10 protein-coding genes and 2 pseudogenes are annotated in these 18,612 nt (G+C 56.2%); 3 read left to right on the top strand and 9 right to left on the bottom strand.

Annotated features, from left to right (window positions below; translation table 11 throughout):
• The first annotated feature begins 250 nt into the window (after positions 1 to 250).
• Positions 251 to 928, top strand: coding sequence for a hypothetical protein (locus P0Y41_RS10650; RefSeq protein WP_284061323.1), 678 nt, complete (start codon positions 251 to 253; stop codon positions 926 to 928).
• A 30-nt stretch (positions 929 to 958) separates the two neighbouring features.
• Here the strand turns inward: P0Y41_RS10650 and P0Y41_RS10645 are convergent, their stop codons facing one another.
• The 4 genes and pseudogenes from P0Y41_RS10645 to P0Y41_RS10630 all read right to left on the bottom strand — a co-directional run.
• Positions 959 to 2,305, bottom strand: coding sequence for an arylsulfotransferase family protein (locus tag P0Y41_RS10645; protein ID WP_284061322.1), 1,347 nt, complete (start codon positions 2,303 to 2,305; stop codon positions 959 to 961).
• A gap of 1,539 nt (positions 2,306 to 3,844) precedes the next feature.
• The gene (locus P0Y41_RS10640; protein ID WP_284061321.1) at positions 3,845 to 5,746 is read right to left on the bottom strand and encodes a glycosyltransferase family 39 protein; all 1,902 of its coding nucleotides are present in this window, start codon (positions 5,744 to 5,746) and stop codon (positions 3,845 to 3,847) included.
• 1,413 nt (positions 5,747 to 7,159) lie between these two features.
• Complete coding sequence (locus tag P0Y41_RS10635) at positions 7,160 to 9,061, bottom strand: ABC transporter ATP-binding protein (protein ID WP_284061320.1); 1,902 nt, start codon at positions 9,059 to 9,061, stop codon at positions 7,160 to 7,162.
• A gap of 399 nt (positions 9,062 to 9,460) precedes the next feature.
• A pseudogene (locus P0Y41_RS10630) lies at positions 9,461 to 9,814 on the bottom strand (calcium:cation antiporter family protein); the annotation flags it as partial.
• On the opposite strand from P0Y41_RS10630, the pseudogene P0Y41_RS10625 reads away from it, so the two are divergent.
• Positions 9,807 to 10,730, top strand: a pseudogene (locus tag P0Y41_RS10625) (RNA-guided endonuclease InsQ/TnpB family protein); the annotation flags it as partial. The pseudogenes P0Y41_RS10630 and P0Y41_RS10625 sit on opposite strands and share 8 nt — an antisense overlap.
• A 354-nt stretch (positions 10,731 to 11,084) precedes the next feature.
• Entirely contained in the window at positions 11,085 to 12,278 is a 1,194-nt protein-coding gene (locus tag P0Y41_RS10620) for an orc1/cdc6 family replication initiation protein (protein ID WP_284061318.1), read from the top strand.
• 318 nt (positions 12,279 to 12,596) lie between these two features.
• On the opposite strand, the gene P0Y41_RS10615 is transcribed toward P0Y41_RS10620, so the two are convergent.
• From P0Y41_RS10615 to P0Y41_RS10595, 5 genes are all read right to left on the bottom strand, one after another.
• Entirely contained in the window at positions 12,597 to 13,379 is a 783-nt protein-coding gene (locus P0Y41_RS10615) for a phage NrS-1 polymerase family protein (RefSeq protein WP_284061317.1), read from the bottom strand.
• Between the two features lie 112 nt (positions 13,380 to 13,491).
• The gene (locus tag P0Y41_RS10610) at positions 13,492 to 15,588 is read right to left on the bottom strand and encodes a VirB4 family type IV secretion system protein (protein WP_345783155.1); all 2,097 of its coding nucleotides are present in this window, start codon (positions 15,586 to 15,588) and stop codon (positions 13,492 to 13,494) included.
• Positions 15,581 to 16,591, bottom strand: coding sequence for a TraC-like domain-containing protein (locus P0Y41_RS10605; RefSeq protein WP_284061315.1), 1,011 nt, complete (start codon positions 16,589 to 16,591; stop codon positions 15,581 to 15,583). The genes P0Y41_RS10610 and P0Y41_RS10605 overlap by 8 nt, the downstream gene beginning before the upstream one ends.
• Positions 16,588 to 17,886, bottom strand: a complete 1,299-nt coding sequence (locus tag P0Y41_RS10600; RefSeq protein WP_284061314.1) for a TrbL/VirB6 family protein — start codon at positions 17,884 to 17,886, stop codon at positions 16,588 to 16,590. Before P0Y41_RS10600 ends, P0Y41_RS10605 begins: the two co-directional genes overlap by 4 nt.
• On the bottom strand, positions 17,883 to 18,506 hold the full coding sequence (locus tag P0Y41_RS10595) for a hypothetical protein (RefSeq protein WP_284061313.1): 624 nt from the start codon (positions 18,504 to 18,506) through the stop codon (positions 17,883 to 17,885). Before P0Y41_RS10595 ends, P0Y41_RS10600 begins: the two co-directional genes overlap by 4 nt.
• Positions 18,507 to 18,612 lie beyond the last annotated feature (106 nt).

Raw genomic sequence — 18,612 nt, 5'->3', positions numbered from 1 at the left:
CAACGCATCCCCGACGATGACGCCGGTCGGTTTGAGGAATTCGGAACCAACTACAATATCCTCGACAGATCAGGTATGGAATCCGACCCTTCCGAATGCTATCAGACCAATCATCACCCAGAGTTTTTATACCTAATCAAGAAGATTCTATCATTAAATGAATCGCCGTCAATTTTTGTCTTCCACCTGTACTGGCCTGCTCGGCCTGGGTTCCGGTTGTATTAGTGGTAGGCAAAGCTCCCCAAGTGTAATGGAGTACCACGATGATTTCACATGGACAGACCCATCAGAGAGTGAATTTAGCTGGAACCCCCGGTTGGGAGATGGTTCTAAAATTACTCCCCATCCCTCTGAGGGATTCGTTGAATTTAAAAACTCAAAGACAGATGAGCAAGCATACTTAGAAATGGAAGAAAATGTGATCGATTTAGACAAGAATCCAGATGTCCGATTCACTGTGGTTGAGAGTGCTTCACAACCGCAAATGGGCGGTGCTTGGGAGTTCTTTATTATATCTCAAGATTCTGCTGGACACAGGCCGTGGGTACTAATTGACGCCGGAGGTGGGATGGGGGTCGAAAATACAGAATTGAAAGATGATAGCTCTGGAGATGGATTCTTCGCCAGAAAGGATCAAATCTTATCGCATTGGCGAGATGATGTAGGTAACCCAATGTTTAGTTGGGATAAATTCAAATCCGCGCCCATTGATCATTCTGAGAAACGCGAACTAAGGCTTGAACTCCGTTCATCTACGGGTGAAGTCCGAGGATATGTTGACGGGGAATTGCAAGCAGATCTGTCCAAAGAGAATGGGCAAAATTTCCCATCAAAAGGAAAAGTTGCCGTCATGATGAAGCTCCATGATAGGGGAGATCACTCAGAACGGGGGTTCGTACACAGCGCAACTTTGGAGATCATAAATTAAACTCCAAAATCGTATAATTCACTACCCACCTCACAAGCCCATTCCCCTCCGAACCTGTAGTTGACGCTTAAGTTCAAAGATTACTTCTCCGAATATCGCCACAGCCCCGAGTACGACGCCGACCACAGTTTGTGCACCCACCCATGGCGGGATGATGAACAGCAACCCATTAATCAATAGTCGAATGTGTGGTGAGAAGAATGCCCCATTCACGTTGTCAGCCTCGTTATCGGATTCCCCACGGATCTCGCTCATAGGGAGACCAGTTTCACTTTCGTCACCTGTTCCAAGTCGTTCGGCTTCGTAGTTCCCGTCAACTCGAACTCCCCAGACTACCTCTCCAGAGGGGGTCACCTCTATAATTCGGTCTCCTCCAGTGTCACCGACGAGCGTGTTTCCATTGGGAAGCCGATCAGCGTCTCGTGGCCACCGGAGACCGTCATCACGCCACGTCCATGTCTCTACCCAGCTGCCGTTCCGGCGTTCGTATTCGATGATTCGATTATTCTGTGAATCCGCGACCAGGACGCTACGTGTTTGCCCGTCGCCGGTGAGGTAATCCGGATTATGCTGCTCGTAGAGGATGTCGTACTCCTCGTCAGCACCCAGCGTTCGATCGCGGACGAGCCCTTCGCCCGGACGAACGAATATCACTTGGTCGTGGTTTCGGGGGCTGAGCATATACGTCCCATCCTCAAGAATCTCCACGTCATTCAGATGAGCCCAGTCATCGCTATCGCCACCAGAAGTAGCTGGATCAAATGCGGAGTCCATCCGCCATTCCCACACAGTTTCATCACTCGTGATATCGACAACGATGAGCCTATCCTGTGAGATATCGGCGATAGCGAAGTGAGTCTCATTGATCCGATCTGCATCGTGCCAGCGCGTGTTCGCCACACCAGCCGTCTTCTCAGTGTAGAGACGCTCCCGTTCTCCCGTCGAAAAGTTCAGGTACTCGATGAAATTCCGAGTGCACGGCGATGAGTTGAACCCAGCACAGTCCTCACCAGTCAGTATTTCCGCAGCAACGTATGAAACGCTGTACCGGCCGTATGGACTAGGATCGACATCATCATAGATGTTGTACCGGGACTCCTGATGGACGACAGTTCCGTTCGGCGTCACAACAAATAGTGCACCACGTTCTTGCGCCGAAGAAATCGCTCCTGCCACACTCGTTACGACGGTCAAGTTGTTCGGCTTATAGGAGGAGTTCGTTTCGATCAGTACAACCGACTCAGACGGACTTCCCTGGAGTGAAGATCGCTCTTCAAGGGTGTCTCTTTGGGCGAATACATACTCGGAACCAACCAGCCCAACCGAGACGAGAAGGAGCAGTGCAAATATCGTTCGAATTGTCCGTGCGGAGACCACGATAATTGGTAGATCCTTCCGTTGCTAAAATCAGTTTGGAACTCTCATTCAATGGGCCAGCGATCAATCACCAAAATGGCGTGGAAGATTTATGTGGCGTGTGGCTTGTTGCCGAACATCGACCTCTGTACGTACCGAATCTGCGGGCCTTTCATCCCGACTTGGAGCCCACTCCATGTCCATCCCATCGAGCTTGTGGAAGTGCTTATTCGGACACTGGTCAATGGTTGTCTCCGCCGGGTCATATACCTATGACATCACCGCTGTCAATAAGATCATAGATAGTCCCAATCAAAGACACCAACAACTCCAGAGAGTCTCTTTAGCGTAAGTGAAGCGATTGACTACGTCGTCTACAAAAAGCGGAGAGATTCTCGCGGGCCCACAGTCTGAGAGATTCACACCCTGGGTTGCGACGACCTTTACACCGTTCTTTAGGTTGCTATCGAGGGATTGAACGCCTGAAACTTAGGACCTGCGTTCAGTACAGCAAGGCCACGGTCAAAGCCAGAACCAGCAATCCGGCAAAAAACGCACAACTACGGTCAGACGAGAGTCAACTAGGGAAACGATCTCGACGATGATCTATTCGTAACAACGGGGTACAACTGCTTCTTGAATCACTATCTCAGCGGTAACAGAGATAACAACACACCTGGCCACGTCATCCATCGGGATGAAACTGTTGACTGCTATTCAGCTGGACGGTGTTAATACTACGAATTTTTGATAAACGAAACGCCTGAAGACGGGATGCACCTAGAAAACAGATATTGGTACTTTTTGGCGATTCTACCAGGTCTACTGTGGGGAAAATACGTTGTATTGCGCCCGCGTCCACGCTGCGACGGGCAAATCTGTAGTCTTGGCGAATACCATCAGAGGAAACGACGCAGCCAACCTTGGTCAATGAAAGAGACGGATATTTTATCAATGTTATTGGCTTTAAGTGGATAAACCCAGAGACTCTATAGAAGTCTTGGAAACATAGAACGCTCGCTGACTTTACCGACACAGATGACGACAACTGCATTTAGCTCACGCCAGGTGACGGAGTCATGCACAAGTTGCGTAGGATCAAACTTTGTAGCAAGTTGTTCTCTTATTGCTGGCTGTATCAATCCTCGACGGCGATGTGTCGCCCTCAAATCTGACCGGTCCTCGTCGGAGTCATCACACAAACGGCCTGACGGAGGCGCCGTGTCTGAGAAGAAATAGCGACAAGTGAGTTCTGACGGTCCATCAGATGGATCCAGCTTAGACTTTCTGGATGATCATCTGAAATATGATCTGAATATCAGGTCAGAACAATACGGTCTGTCATAATAACTACTGAGACCCATAAATTGTGAACGACAATTGGGTCAAATCGGGTGTTCTCACTACTGCAGATGGCCAATGAGCTGAAGCTGGGGAATTCGCACGCGAATACTGTGTGAAGAAACGAAAATAGCTATCTGTTCTAAATTGAAATCCGACGGCACATTATTAAAAATCAGCTCCGGAAATTCATCGGGTTTCACCAAACTGTCAACCAGATCAACATCCGTCAACCGTCGTGCTCCCATTGTTGTATCGGATCACCATTGCTTCACAGTGGTCACGGTTGACTTGTGTCTTGGAGTCAACTAATTCCGGACTTGTTTCTCGTGCCCCCGGGACCGCCCCATAGTGCCACGTTCCATTCATTGGCACTCCTGAGTACGTGAGTATTCGGACAGCGTCACCCCTGTAGAACCCATTAAATGAGTTGTACGACCAGTTTCCGACGAACACGACATCGCTACGCGACTCGACACCGTGCGCCTTCAGTTCCCGACCGAGAGCGACCCCGCCAGTATATCCGGCTGGGCCACTCGCGGGATACGCAAAGTTATCAACTGCGTCTTGGGTGGGTCCGAGAGAGCCCTCATGGACTACGATACTTCCGGAAGCAACGATCACAGCGAATATCGCAATGACGCGAAGGCATGCTTGAGCAGATCCTTTCGTTCGTTCTTGCTCAATCTTATCGACAATCTGACCGACAAGTGCAGCAGCTGTCAAAGACATTGGAGCCATCAATCCCCAGAGATAGTATGAGTGGTTCACCCCGCCAGGTAGAAAAAACGGAATTGTGAGTCCAGAAATTAACCAACCCACCATCACATCCGGTCCTAATTCCCTTTGTCGGGCAGTCCACGACCAAAACCCGATTGTGGGGAATGCTAGTAGCATATGAAGTCGGTGCGCGGCGAAGTACGGTGGCATCGGCCATCGATTTATCACCTGGAACCACCGAGACCACCATTCACCGCTCCAGAGAAGACCCGGGCCGGTATTGATTACTGCATATTTCATTGTTTCTGCAGGATTCGGCTGGAAGCCTGTCGCGATGAACATCATCCCCACCATCGAGAAGATCGCTATTGTGGTCGTTGTGATTTTCTTCCACTCAGATCTCCAAAGAAGTACAATCACCAATGGAAGCCCGATAATAGCCTCCCACGAGTGATTAGTAATTCCAAGCAGCGCCACGGCTATACTCACATAGAACCACTTCTCGTCCGAGGTTCGAATATATTTCAAGATAGCTGCGAGAGCAGCAACAGTGGTTGCCACGCTAACTGACTCTGGATAGATAGTCCATGAGTACCTGATGAAATACGGGTTCGCTAAAAGCGCAACTGGGGCTAAAAGGGCGACCCTCCGTCCGAACAGTTCCTTCGCAACGACGGCAAGGCAAACTGCTGCAACTACTGTTGCACCGAAACTAACCAACCTCCCTCCCTCAACGTACCCGAGTGCGACAAGCGGACTTGCTAAGATCGATGAGAGGTGGAGCGCCGCGTCAGATTCTTGCAGAGTGATGTAAGTAAACGACTGAATAGGGTCCCGAATAAATGCGAATGCTTGATAATAACCTGCGTACTCCCGCGCTGGGCTAAGCGAGAGTGGAATCTTTGTTGTCAGAAGTGGGATTAGAAAAGCTACTGGGAGGTACCGAACCAACCGAAACGCGAGATTGAGTTGTCCGAATCGAAGATCTTCAGTGACCTTTTGGGTAGAATCCTCGAAGCGGACGTGTTTAGATATCTCTGATAGGAGTATGTCTGAAGTAATTTCATCAGATCGTGTGATAGGCGCGCATGAAGCTTTGCTTGCGTCTGTACTATCCATACTGGCAGGAGAATGAGACTCAGGCTCTGATTTTTGTGATGATTTGGTAGCTGACGATGCGTAATCGACAGACGAAACTAGATCTTCAAACAGCGAGATCACCTCTTCGTCCAACGATTCATCTGGTGCATTTACCGAGCTTGCCAAAGCCTCGGCCAGTTTCTCCCCCTGTTGACGAGACAGCTTCGACTTCTCCGATGCCCGCTTGACGTATTCCTTGATCGTCTCATCATCGTTTTTATCGATCCCAGTATGTTCCTCAATTTCTGCGACTGATCTCATTTGCCGAGAATACGATCACACATCTCGCAAGGGTACTTATTATGCTCTTGAGCCTTGGAAACTGATACTTCCTCAAACCCAGTATCTGAGTCGCCGGCGCCATAGATTGGATTTCCATATTCTCCCGGTTCTTGATAGGCGTATCCATAGTTCGCGGCCCCTTGTCGTCGAGATAAGACAACCTTGTCTGGTGAACGCCAATCGTCTTTGGCGAGTTGATTTCGTTTCTCTGGCGATGGGCGAGAACTACCAGGCATGGAACGAGTCCACACTCTGTCTTGGTATTAATCTAACTATAGCATTAAACTATGCAGAATTTTCCTATCAGTTGTTCAACCTTAGTAAATATCTAACCAAAATAACCCAATAGGGTCGAATGTTCTGAAAGTCAACTATTTTCCTCTAGCCTACGTGCCCTCGTGTCTGAAGCAGGGATACGCGTAGACTTTCTATTCGGTGAGATGTCGCCCTCACACAGCACGCTCCCACTTGTAACGTTACGTTCTCCTCAATGTTCACTCCATCAGATGCTGTCGAGAAGAGACCCTGTGTGATCTCCACTTCGAATCTGTCTCCGGGAACTTGCGCGTTCGAATTGGACGCCACCGCGAACATCCATCACCCCTGACAGTGACTGTCTGGCTCTCAAGGATCGCCAGACTCCTCAAACACGCGTCCGAGTTCGTGAGGGGGCGACGTAATCTGGGATACACAACATCGACTCCCACAACCGGCAGCACTCGCGTCCAGTCGTATCCGCAGTGACGGTGATGGCTGCGATAGGGCGGAACCTGACAGCTGTAGGATCGTCGACTGAACGCTGGAGGACACCCTCACCGAGTTACGAGGTGAGAACTCGTACTGCGAAACCAAACCCCGGGGGGATCTGATCGGTATCGACCCATCGATGCAGCCGCCAGAATGATGTGTGCTGTCAGCGAATGCGAACTGGACTCGATTTTCGGAATGAGGCCGCCCCGAATAGCGTCCCGTCAGGGTACTCGCATAACCGGAAGTTGCCCATTTCGAGGAACTCCTCACCAACGGAGCGCAGTCGCGGTGGCGTTATCTCGTCAACGGGCGGGTCTGACACGGGAGAACGATCCATACCGCCACCAACATCCAGTAGTTCATCGTGTTTCTCGCGCCCATCGTTTCGACCGTCGTCGACAACAAGGTTGCAGTCCGCCGCGTTGGCCATAGAAAACTGGCGTGCGATCACCAGCGTTGTCCCCGGTCGGCAGTGGACCGGGCGAACCCGCGCTGGATGAACATCACCGTCTCGTTATCAATGACCAGCGTCATCGATATTGCCCTCCGAGGTGCGGCGACGGAGACCACAGCGACTGTCTGACTCAACTTTGTTCACCGTGTACCACGACGGATGGGGCCCACAGTCGACGACAGGCGTCCCTACTCATCCCCGTCCGAGAGGATCGTCGACTGGCGCTCGAGGGCGCGTTCGAGGAACTCCGCCGGCAACGACTGGACATCTCCGACCTGCACGCGCCAGAGGTTCGCGTACAGGCCGTCCGCACACAGGAGGTCCTCGTGGCTCCCGTCGTCGACGACCCGCCCGCCGTCGAGGACGAGTATCCGGCCGGCGTTGCGGACGGTCGAGAGCCGGTGTGCGATGACGAACGTCGTCCGGTCCGCGGCGAACTCCCGTAGGCTGGCCTGGATCAGTGCTTCGGTCTCTGTGTCCACCGCCGAAGTGGCCTCGTCGAGGATCAAGATCTCGGGGTCTTTGAGCATCGTCCGGGCGATGGCGAGCCGCTGGCGCTGGCCGCCCGAGAGTTTCACCCCGCGCTCGCCGACGGGCGTGTCGAACCCGTCGGGGAGCTTCCGGACGAACTCGGCGGCCTGTGCTCGCTCGGCGGCCCGCTCGACCTCTTCGTCCGTTGCGTCGAAGGTGCCGTAGCGGATGTTCTCGGCGACCGTCCCGTAGAACAGGAACGGGTCCTGGCTCACGTAGCCGATCGACTGCCGGAGGCTCCGAATGGTGACGTCTCTGATGTCCTGCCCGTCGATGCGGACGCTCCCCTCGTCGGCGTCGTACAGGCGCGGCAGGAGCTTCAACAGCGTCGACTTTCCGGCGCCGGTGGGTCCGACCACCCCGACGGTCGCGCCGCCCGCGATGTCGACGTCGACGTCTCGGATCACCGGTTGCTCACGGTAGGCGAACGAGACGTCCGCGAACGTCACGGCGCCGTCCGTCACCGTCAGGTCGGGGGCGTCGGGACGGTCGGTTACGGCCGCGTCGCGTCCGAGTAGTTCGTCTACCCGGAGGCCGGCTGTTTTCGCCCGCTCGTAGTCGTCGACAACGTCGCCCAGCCGAATAATTGGCCAGATGAACTGCTGGGCGTAGATGACGAACGTGACGAACGCGCCCGGCGTGAGCGTCCCCGAAAAGCCGAACGGGGCGACGCCGAGTACCCACAGTCCGCCGACTAGGAAGGTGACCGCGAACCCGGCGCCGGAGATGAGTGTGAGTCCCGGGAAGTAGGTGATCCGGACGCGGATGGCCGCCAGGCTGGCCCGGAGGTAGCTCTCGGACGCCTCGCGCACTCGCTCGGTCTCGAAGGACTCCCCACCCTGCGTCTTGATGACCTCGATGCCGCTGACGCTGTTTTCCAGCCGGGCGTTGAGATCGCCGATCTCCTCGCGGACACCCAAGTACCGCGGCTCGACGATCCGCGTGAACGCCAGTGTGAACGCGGCAAGCAGGGGGATCGGCAACAGGGTGATCGCCGTCAGCGCCGGATTCAAGCCGACGAGGATCGCGCCGATGCCGGCGACAGTCGCGAGGATCCACACCGTCGCGCTGAGGCCGTCCTCCAAGAACGTCTGCAGGGCGTTGACGTCGTTGTTCAGGACCGACATGAGGTCGCCGGTGCGCCGTCGGGTGAAGTACGCCAACTCCTGGCGCTGGAGGGCGTCGTAGGCGTCGACACGGAGCGAACGCTGGACGCGCTGGGCGAACACGCTCCACCCCCAGTCTTCGACCCAAGAGGCGACCGCGCCGACCGCGGTCGCGACGACCAGCACGGTGACCGAGAAGTACAACTGCCCCGTCGCATCCGCAGGGATCAGGTCGGCCGGGACGAAGGGAAGGTTGTAGGGTCGCTGTGCGAGAAAGACCGCGTCGACCGCTAGCCCGATCACCAGCGCGGGAACCAGGCTGACGGTCCGCCCGACCAGGGTCGCGACCGTCCCCAGGGCCGCGTATCGGCGTCCGTCGTCGGCGTACTCCGTGTACAGCCGCCAGACGACATTCCTAGGTTGGCCCTCGGCGCCGGACGTCCGCTCGCACATACGGTACTTCCCGCCGCCCACACTCATCAGCATGTGGGCGCCTCGCGTCGCGTAGCCGGTCCTCACGCCCAGAATCCGTGACGGCGTCGCCGCTCCCGTCCGCCCGGTCGGTACGTGGTTCCGCGTCACCAGCCGGAGTAGTTCGTGAGAAACGCTCACCGTCGGGCGATGAATCCGCGCTGTGGAAGGCAGGGGCTGGCGAACGTCCCATCCACCACGTGCGCCCGAAGTCGGACGGGGGACACGAGCCGATTTCCGGTCGAGTTCGTCACGGATCTCCCGACAGCGTCGGGGGAGTGATCCCCGACAGCGTCCGTGTGAGACCACCTCCGATCACTCGTATTCACGCGATGAGACCGATACCGTCGCTTGACCGTCTTCGTTCGGTGGGCCCGCGATTCAGATCCCCCGGACGGTGTTGATCGCACCGATCGATTCGAGGGTCATCCAGACGAGGAACAGCCCATACAGCGCGATGAAACCGACGGCTTCGAGATTGGTGAGCTCCAAGTCCGTGCGGGCGAACACGATGAATACCAGGGTGGCGAACGCGAGAAACCCCATCGTCGGTATCGCCGCGAGGAAGTTGATGGTCGCCGATCCCGCGAGGAGGACGCCGATTGGAATGGCAACGAGGAGGTTGAACGTGTTGCTCCCCAAGACGTTCGTGAGGCTGGTGACGCTGTCGTCGTTGCGAGCGGCGCGGACGCTGACGAACGTGTCGGGCAAACTCGTTCCTGCGGCGATGACACTGTTTGACGACGATACCTTGTCGCTCTCCACAACGGAGAGTCGCGTCCGGTGCGACCTTGCTCTGCCCCACGCCGACGACGGCTACCAACGGCAGTATCTCGACTCGGACACGTGGAGCGTCACGGAAAGCACGCTCACCGCCCGCGACGGCGACTACTTCCTGCACATGGGGTTTCGCCGACCCAAGACAGACACCGAGCGAAACACCGCCGAGGACGGAACGGTTCTCGGGGTTGACCTCGGTATCGAAAACCTCGCCGTCACTAGCACCGCCCGATTCATCAATGGGCGCGAACTCGCTCATACCCTCCGCGAGTTCGAAAAAGTTCGTGCAGGACTCCAACAGACCGGGACGCGAAGCGCCCACAGAACACTCGAACAGTCAAGTGGACGCGAGCTACGATACGTTCGTGACGTGCTTCACCAAGCGTCGAACGCTATTGTAGAAGAAGCACTCCGATACGAGTGTGACGTGATCGCGTTCGAGGACTTAACCCACATCCGCGACCGGACAGGCGCGTCGTGGGGGCACAAATGGGCGTTCCGAACGCTGTACGAGCAAGTAGCGTACAAAGCCGAGGTAGATGGCATCTCGGTGAAGCAAGTGGGGTCGGCGTACACGTCGCAGCGGTGTGCCGAGTGCGGGTTCACGGCAGCCGAAAACCGCCTGACTCGTACTGACTTCCGGTGCGTGAAGTGCGAGTCAGAGGCGAACGCGGACTACAACGCAGCAAAGAACATCGGGATGCGGTATGTCCGTCGAGGCCAACAGTCGTCTCGACGGACGGGCGACAGTCAGCTCGCCCTGAAGTCTGGAACAGTGACGCCGAGTGGCGGATTCACCGCCCACCCAGACGGGTTCGAAGCCGGGTTCACGGACAAGCCCCACCCTCAACGAGCAAACCCGTCAGGGTGAGCGAAGTAGGGTGGGGTAGTTGACCAGAACCGTGTGAGAGTACATTTCGTGTGTTCTACTCTAGCAGGTCTCGGATTCTTCTGTGGATGAGAGAGAGTACATTTCGTGTGTTCCATTCGCGGAGGTGCGGGGGCCTTCTATGAGTGAAAGAGTACATTTCGTGTGTTCCATTCGCGGAGGTGCAGGGGCCTTCGATGAGTGAGAGAGTACATTTCGTGTGTATTCTCACGTGGTCTATCCCGGGAAATCGCTAACAGTGCCCTTGCTGCACTGATAGTAGGATGAACAGCGATAACAAACAAAACTCGCGAACAGTACCTTTATAAAATCACTCAGGTATTGCAGAGACAACCGATGTCGGGCCCGTTCAGTGATGTGGGAAACACGATCTTCGAAAACAAATCCGTTCTCACCGAAAGCTATCAACCGGATACGATTCTAGAGCGGGATGAGGAGATCGAAGCCTACAGTCACGCACTACAGGATATCCTGTTCGGTCGCGAACCCGAGAACATTTTCTTGTACGGTAAAGCTGGACTCGGGAAGACTGCCGTGACGACGTATATGATGAACGAGCTGCTGGCTGAAGTGGATACCCGTCCTGAAGCAGACCACGTCCACATCCACAAAATCAATTGTAACGGCCGAACGCTGTTCATGGTAGTCCGCGAACTGGTGAATGAACTCTTACCAGAGAACGCGAGTCCGTTTCCGAAACGCGGACTCGGAACTGGGGACGCATTCGACGAACTATATGCGCAACTCGACCGGATCGGCGGGACGCATCTGTTCGTTATTGATGAGATTGACCACCTGGAGGACGTGAACACGCTACTGTATGAGCTCCCACGGGCACGGGCAAACGACCATATCTCAAACGCGTTCGTTGGAATCGTTGGAATCAGCAACGACTACACGTTTCGACAGTCGCTCTCCCCAAAAGTCAAAGATACACTGATGGAAACCGAGATATCCTTCAGTCCGTACGACGCCGCTGAGCTTCAGACAATTCTCCAGTACCGTGCCGACAAGGCGTTTCGTGATGGCGTCTGTAAGCAGTCTGCGATCGCGAAGGCCGCCGCCCTCGCAGCGCAGGACATGGGAAATGCACGACAAGCGATCGATTTCCTGCGGGTTGGCTCTGAGGTTGCAGAACGAACTGGCGAAGCTCACGTGACCGACGAACACATTGAGCGGGCGCGAGGACTCGTCAGGCGCGGTCGATTGGAGAACAAGATCCGCGATCAGACTGAACACGCCCAGTACATCCTCGAGGCGATTGCACGGCTGGCAGAGACAGACGACTTACCGGCGCGTTCGAAGGCGGTCCAAACAGTGTATGAAACTGTTGCTGACTCACACGGTGCGACGCCACTGACGACACTCAAAAGCGTTCAAGATCATCTCTCTGACCTCCAGATGCTTGGGTTTCTCATTCGCCACGAGCGAAACCACGGGCGCAGTGGGGGGCAGTACTACGAGTATGAACTCAACCTCGATCAGGAGATCATCCTTGAGACTCGGGCGGAAATCGCGCGCCACACGTAGCGGTGTAGTTCGCTCTGAGAACACACGAAATGTACTCTCTCACTCGTACTCCCGCGGACGGCCACGTATCCAGAAAACGCCAGTAGATACTCCAAAACAGAACTATGACGAAGGACAGGTCTCTTCGTCGATAACAAAGACCAGACCATCAGCTTCCGCACGACCTCTGCCGAGAACCCGACAAGAGGGGTTCCACCAGTGGACGCGAGAACACACGAAATGTACTCTCTCACTCGGTGGTCTCAAGACATTCGGACAGTCGATCGCCTCCCGTGGAGTGAACCGTCTCGGGGTCAAGCCCCGAGGCACTCGCCTTGTTTATCTGTATAAATCGTCTGTCCTCACGATCGCTCGCTCGATCGTTCGTTCGCCGTACGTCGCGCCGTCACTGAAGTGAACCTCATCCCACTTCTCCCGAAGAAGTCCAGACTCTCGAAAGAGGCGATCCATCTGGACGTCATCGCCACCGGTCCAGAACGCGAGCAAACAACACAATGCCATGTCGGCCTCAGAGTGACTTTCGTATCCACTGATTGAGCCGTTCCACAGTCTGGAGAACTTCTCACCGTTTTTCGCAGCCTTCGCACGCTGGAGCACCTCCGTATCGTCCATCGTAGTAGACACAGAGCCAACCTGCGCAACCCGACTTGACACAGCCTCATCAGGGCCTTCGTCATCGTCGTCCGCCACATACGACGCATGGACCCACCGAAGCGCACTGGGGCGGACACAGGCCCGCTCAGGCGTTCCCTGTACTCGATCGCCGGTCATCGTGAAGAAGCGCGCGTCGTCGTACATCTCGACGCCGCCGCGGCGTCGCGGCCCACCCGGAAGTCGACCGCGTGCGATCACGTGGACACCCGTGCCTGACGGCGAGACCTCCGTGTATGACTGCAATCGTGTGACGATACGGATTGCATCCGGATCGAAGGCCCCGGATTCTGGATCGCGACAGTCGTCCAAGTCGACGCCGACATACGGATCATCACTCGTGAACACGAAACCAATACCGCTGACATCGGGGCGCGTCGCTGTCGAGAGGGCTTCCTCGAACGTACTCCACGTCTCCGGGTCGGCTGTCGAGGCGAACGTCCTGCTCACCGGGTCGAGTGGGACTTTCGTTTGCTTGCCACCGCGTTCACGCGACGCCCAGCACACCCACTGGGGACGGGAGCGAAGATCGACCGGGAGTGCATTCGGATTCACAATCGAATCACAACTTCCGAGGGATCGAGTCATCACCCGTCAGGGACTCCGATAGACCGCTCTCTGGCGTCGATCCAGACACAGGCTTGTTCTCACGCTCGACTCCAGCAGGTGCAGGTCCTGGCATTCCACTCGCGATCACCTGCGCTTCGAACCCACTGGCCCGCACGCGAAGCGGGAACCACCCTTCCTCGTCGATACCGAGTAACGCCTCTGAATACCCGTCTTCATCATTCCCAGCTTTTGCCGTCTGCACCCAGTTCACCTCGCGTTCGCTCAACCCGAACCACTCGGCGAGCTTCTCAGCCTCCTCTTGCACACGGTGGATGAGTGTCATCGAGCAGAGGCTCGCGATCGTCCGCGCCTCCGGTGTCAAGGCGAATTCACCACCAGTTTGCGTGATAAACTGCAGCGACAGGTCGTAGTGCCTGCTGTGACGTACGGCCGTCTCCAGAAACCCGAGTGAGGTCGCATCCGACATCAGGTAGTGCGCTTCGTCGATGACGAACACGACGCGCTTGTCGGTCTCCTTCGCGCGTTCATACACCGCGTTGAATAGTACCTGCATCATGAGGCTCGTCTCCGAGCGTCCGCGGGTACCCTCCTCTTGGTGTAAGTCGAGGTAGATCACGTCCGAGTCGAGTTCGAGCTCGGTCGGCTCGGCGAGGTTCGCGAGGTCGCCACCGTCGCGGAACGAGGGACGAAGGTCCTTCAACAGCGATTGTGCGTCCGCAGCGACGCTCTCTTGCTCACCTGCAGTCACATACCCGAAGTCACCCGGGTCTGCGAGCAGGTCCTCAAGCACACCGACCACATCACGGACGGTCGGCGATGCACGCGAGTGCGTCGACGGATCACGTGTGATTCCCTTGCGCTCGTACGCCTCTTGGATCGCCCGCCGAAGCGTCTGTGTTCGGTCACCGAGCGGATTCGCCGCGATGTGTGCGAAGAACGTCTCGAAGAAGGTGAGCACCCACGAGATCTGCTCAGACCACGGATCGAGGTCAGGGACGTCCGCAAGGATCGCGTCGGGCGTCGCCTTCAGCTCAAGCGGATTCAGCCCGCGCGTCCCGCCGATAGTCACACGCTCGCCGCCGAGCGCGTCGTTCACGCCCGCGAAGCCCTCCAGTGGATCGAGCATGACGATGAGTGTGTCCTCATCGTACATCGCCCGACGGAGCAGCTGGAGCTTTGTCGAGAAGGACTTGCCCGCACCGAGCTTTCCGATGACCATCGCACAGTAGCCTGTCTCGCGATTGAACCGATCGAGAATAAGCGGGCTTTCGTTCAGGGCATACGTCCCGTACTCGATCCCGGGCTCGGCGAACGCGCCGGCGACGAACGGGAACATCGCACCCAGTGCGCCACCGAGCATGGGCGTCCGGGTATCCATCGACTGGTTGAGCGTGTCCACGCCGATTGGACTCGCCGAGATGAGTGAGTCGAGTTGTGCCCACCGCGGCGTCACCGGCGTGAGATTCGATGGGGAGCGTCGCGCAGCGTTACTCACGCCGTCGACGTTGATCTCATCAGCCGAGTCACCCCGGACGGTGAGATACATCGAGGCGTCGAACGCCCGCATCGACGTGTTCCTGAGGACATCATACAGTTCCTGGTAGTCGGCAAGATCTTTCTGCACGCCACGGGCACCGGCGCGGCGCTTCTCTGCGAGATATTCGTGATTCGCCTCCAGCGACTCGAGTTTGTTCTCAAGTGAGTCAAGCGTCCGATGCGTATCACGTGGCTCGATGTGTAACGAGATGTCCGTTGTGCGCGTTTCTGGTGTTGAATAGAGTCCTTCGAAGAGCCCGTCACTCGGTGCGTCTGGAAACTCACTTACCCACAGTGTTTGCGCCCACTGTTCGCCCGTTCGGGTTGCATTTGGCGTCCGCTCGATATCCGAGGGCGTGAGGATTGACTGGTGGACAGACTCGATACTCCCCAGTGGGGAGTCATTTGTCTCGTAATTGATTGAGAGTCGATCCGAGGGTTCGCCTTCATGCTCGTCTTTCGAGTCCTCGGTATCTTCGTTCGCCGTCTCCACAGCGTGTTCATCACTCGGGCCCCCACCGTTTCCAGTAAATGGCAGTCTATCTCTAATCATTGCTCACGAGCGGGCGCGTTCGAAGCACCTGCTCCAGATTTGCATATTCTCGTGTCTCGCCAGCCCAGAACTCGGCAAGAAGCGTCGTTGCATCCTCAACCGCGAGTCGACTCGCCCCGCAGCCGTCGATCTCGCGAATCCCCGCCTCGACGTGTCGCAAGCGCTCGTCGAGTTCATCGAGCATCGCCGATCGTTGGTCGTCAACAGACGGCGCCAGCCAGACATTGAGGAATACGCCGAGCACGGGCACGGCCGCGAGTTTCTCGATGAGGCTCTCGCGTTCGAAGCGAACCTCCGCTGGCGTTACGGGGATCACGATATAGTGATCGCGGATCGTCATCTGTCGGTTATCGAGTTCACTCGCATACCACTCGAGGTAGTGCTCGATGAGCGCCGCCAACCGCGGGTTTGCCTTCACATCCGGATCGCTGAGTCGTGCTTCATATTCGGCGAGGAACTCGTCGACGGGAAACGGCTGTGTCGTCGAGTAGATCTGAATCGGATACTCAACGACCGTGTTGCAGAACTCCTCGAACGCATGGGCTTTCGCTCCCCACTCTGCACTCGTCGCAAGTGCCATCGACGGCGGCTTGACGTGGATCAGCCCGACGAACGCGCCGTCGGTCCGCTCGATCACACCCTCGATCGGGTGCACACGCTCGACGTGTGTGTACTGCTTCGCCTCCTCGTGGGTGAGTTCGTGCTCACTCCGGTGGAAGCCGACGAAGGTAACGAACCAGTCCAGACTTGTGGTGTACGCCGGAGTGAGGTAGACAAAGAGCACACCGACTGCGATTCCCACTCCCGCGAGCGGAAGTGTGAGCGTCTGTGGGTGATACCCCCCGACTGTGAACTCCGATGGGAGGAGCACCTGCGTCAGGAGAATGACTGCGACGCCTGGTGAGAGCGCAACCGCGAGGTCAGTAAGCGTGTATGAGCCAAACAGCTTCGTCTCCGTCCCGATGAATTTCGGAATACGCTTCGCTGGGTCGCTCGTGCTCATGATCGGTCCCTCCGATCACGATCATCTCGACCGGGTGCATCTTGTTTTGGCCGAGAGCGAGACGGTGCGCTCCCCGTCTCTTCTCTGAACGATCGTTCAGGATTTTCCCCTCCTGAAGCGCGATCCGGTGCAAGCGGATCACGCCGCGTGTCTCCACGTCCACGGCCGACGCGTTCGCGAAGCCCGCCGTCGCGGTTAGATGCATCATCACGTGTCGGTCGTGCGACGCGGTCGGCGAGTTTCGTCTTCGTCTTGCGCGTCCGCGAGCGCAGTTGCATCCCCGCCCGATTCGCGCGTGAGTCACCCGACCCGAACTCGCGGGTTCCATCACGAGCGATCGCGCCGTCGCCGCGGACGCCACGGAGGAAATTCCGTCCGTGGTGCGCCCCTGACTGGCTGGCAGTCGTCGCTTGCGTGGCTCGTCGACGAGCGCGTTCTGCAGACACGTGTTGGGCCGTCCGATCGGCTGTGAACAGTAGGGCCCCTGCCTGCCAGAACAATACGAACGGCGACGCGACTGCGACGACGGGGATCACGAGTGCCGTGATCCATGCGCCGATTCCATCCGGGGAGAGCGTGACGCTATCGCCGAGGATCTCTCCGAGACGAAAGAGGATCGCCACCGGGACTGTCATGAATAAGAACGGCACGTAGAAGCCGGCAAGGCGACGGACGAATCCAGAAACCAGTGTGAACGGACCGACCCCGGGAACCCAGAGGGCGATGAGGATCGGCATCATCAGAACGAACAAATAGAGGACGATCTCGCGAACGAAGTAGACGAGTCCGACGAGGACGAACAATGTGAGATTAACAGAAAGAGAGAGCGCAACCCCGAGAACACCGATTGTGCCGAATGAGAGGGTCTCAAAGAGCGTAATATCTGAGATATCCGGAACGAGATAGCCAGTGAGAGCCTCCATGAACCGCAACGAGAGTGCGGCGATCCACCACCAGAAGAGGATTCCGAGAAGCCCCGAAAAAGCCCGCTTCTTCAGTTTTGAGCGGTGGTATCCGCTGAACAGGTAGCTCGTCGATTCGAGAAAGATCACAATCCCGATTGAGAGTCCCCAAAGGAGGAGTGCAAGCGGGAAGATGAATTCCCAGTACTGGTCGTACATTGCGGGCCAAGCGTTGTTTGTTGGGCGAGTAAACACGGAATCTGGACGCGGTGTTCCAACGATAGTTTTGATGACTGCCTCAACGTTCGATTCGATTACAGATGGTACTTCATTCAGCAAGTCCTCGATAAACTGCTTCAGTGCTTCAATGATCACCTCAATGAGCGAGTTCATGTCGCACCTCTAATGCTCGGATTTGCATGTGCCAGTCGTTGACGAGTTATTGATATCGAGAGGGCTGAACAAACGGTTTCCCCAAATCTCACTGTATAGACATCGCCTCCATATGAGACATCAAGATCCAGGCGGATGTGTGATCCATCACTAATTCCTACAAGTAGAATCACCTCATCGCCGCTATCGCACATTATGCCGTCCTCATCGAAGAGGAACGGACTCTCATCGGCAACGTATTGTTGACTTTCACCGGCTTCAATGAGAGCCTCAGCAGGAGTTTCTTGGATACCAAAATAGGGGATACCTGATCCGACAATTAGCTCTTCATTGGTAGCCCAATTCGGAGCACCACGAACCGCGAAGTCTGTGAGCCAAGCCGGAGCAGTACCAGTATTTTCAACCGTGACAACAAGTCTGGCCAAGTCTATGTTGGATTTCCCATCAGTGTACTGTGAGACATCCGTAATTCGGATATCAGGAGCCAGCTGAAGCTCAACAGATTCCTGCGATTCACCTGAAATTGCGATGACCTCGTGGGTACCGGTCGTGTAGTGATCGGACATTCCAGAGCGCGGGTCAAGCATCTCAATTGCCACTTGGGTCTCCCCGACTGCCACACCTCGCTGTGCGAACAGACTCCCATCGGGCCCGATCACGTTGACTGCTGAGACATCGTGGTCTTCCCGAAGTCGAATCACGAGATGTTGGCCCTCGAACTCGATC

The organism is Halobaculum halobium (assembly GCF_030127145.1).
Lineage (GTDB): Archaea > Halobacteriota > Halobacteria > Halobacteriales > Haloferacaceae > Halobaculum > Halobaculum halobium.
Note: the sequence above shows the minus strand (reverse complement) of the source record. Positions and strands in the feature narration are given on the sequence as shown.

Bases quoted from the DNA above. Each gene is read 5' to 3' on its own strand.
- P0Y41_RS10650 (WP_284061323.1), top strand. From the start codon at position 251: ATGGAGTACCACGATGATTTCACATGGACAGACCCATCAGAGAGTGAA.
- P0Y41_RS10640 (WP_284061321.1), bottom strand. From the start codon at position 5,746: ATGAGATCAGTCGCAGAAATTGAGGAACATACTGGGATCGATAAAAAC.
- P0Y41_RS10635 (WP_284061320.1), bottom strand. From the start codon at position 9,061: ATGTGCGAGCGGACGTCCGGCGCCGAGGGCCAACCTAGGAATGTCGTC.
- P0Y41_RS10620 (WP_284061318.1), top strand. From the start codon at position 11,085: ATGTCGGGCCCGTTCAGTGATGTGGGAAACACGATCTTCGAAAACAAA.
- P0Y41_RS10610 (WP_345783155.1), bottom strand. From the start codon at position 15,588: ATGATTAGAGATAGACTGCCATTTACTGGAAACGGTGGGGGCCCGAGT.
- P0Y41_RS10605 (WP_284061315.1), bottom strand. From the start codon at position 16,591: ATGAGCACGAGCGACCCAGCGAAGCGTATTCCGAAATTCATCGGGACG.
- P0Y41_RS10600 (WP_284061314.1), bottom strand. From the start codon at position 17,886: ATGAACTCGCTCATTGAGGTGATCATTGAAGCACTGAAGCAGTTTATC.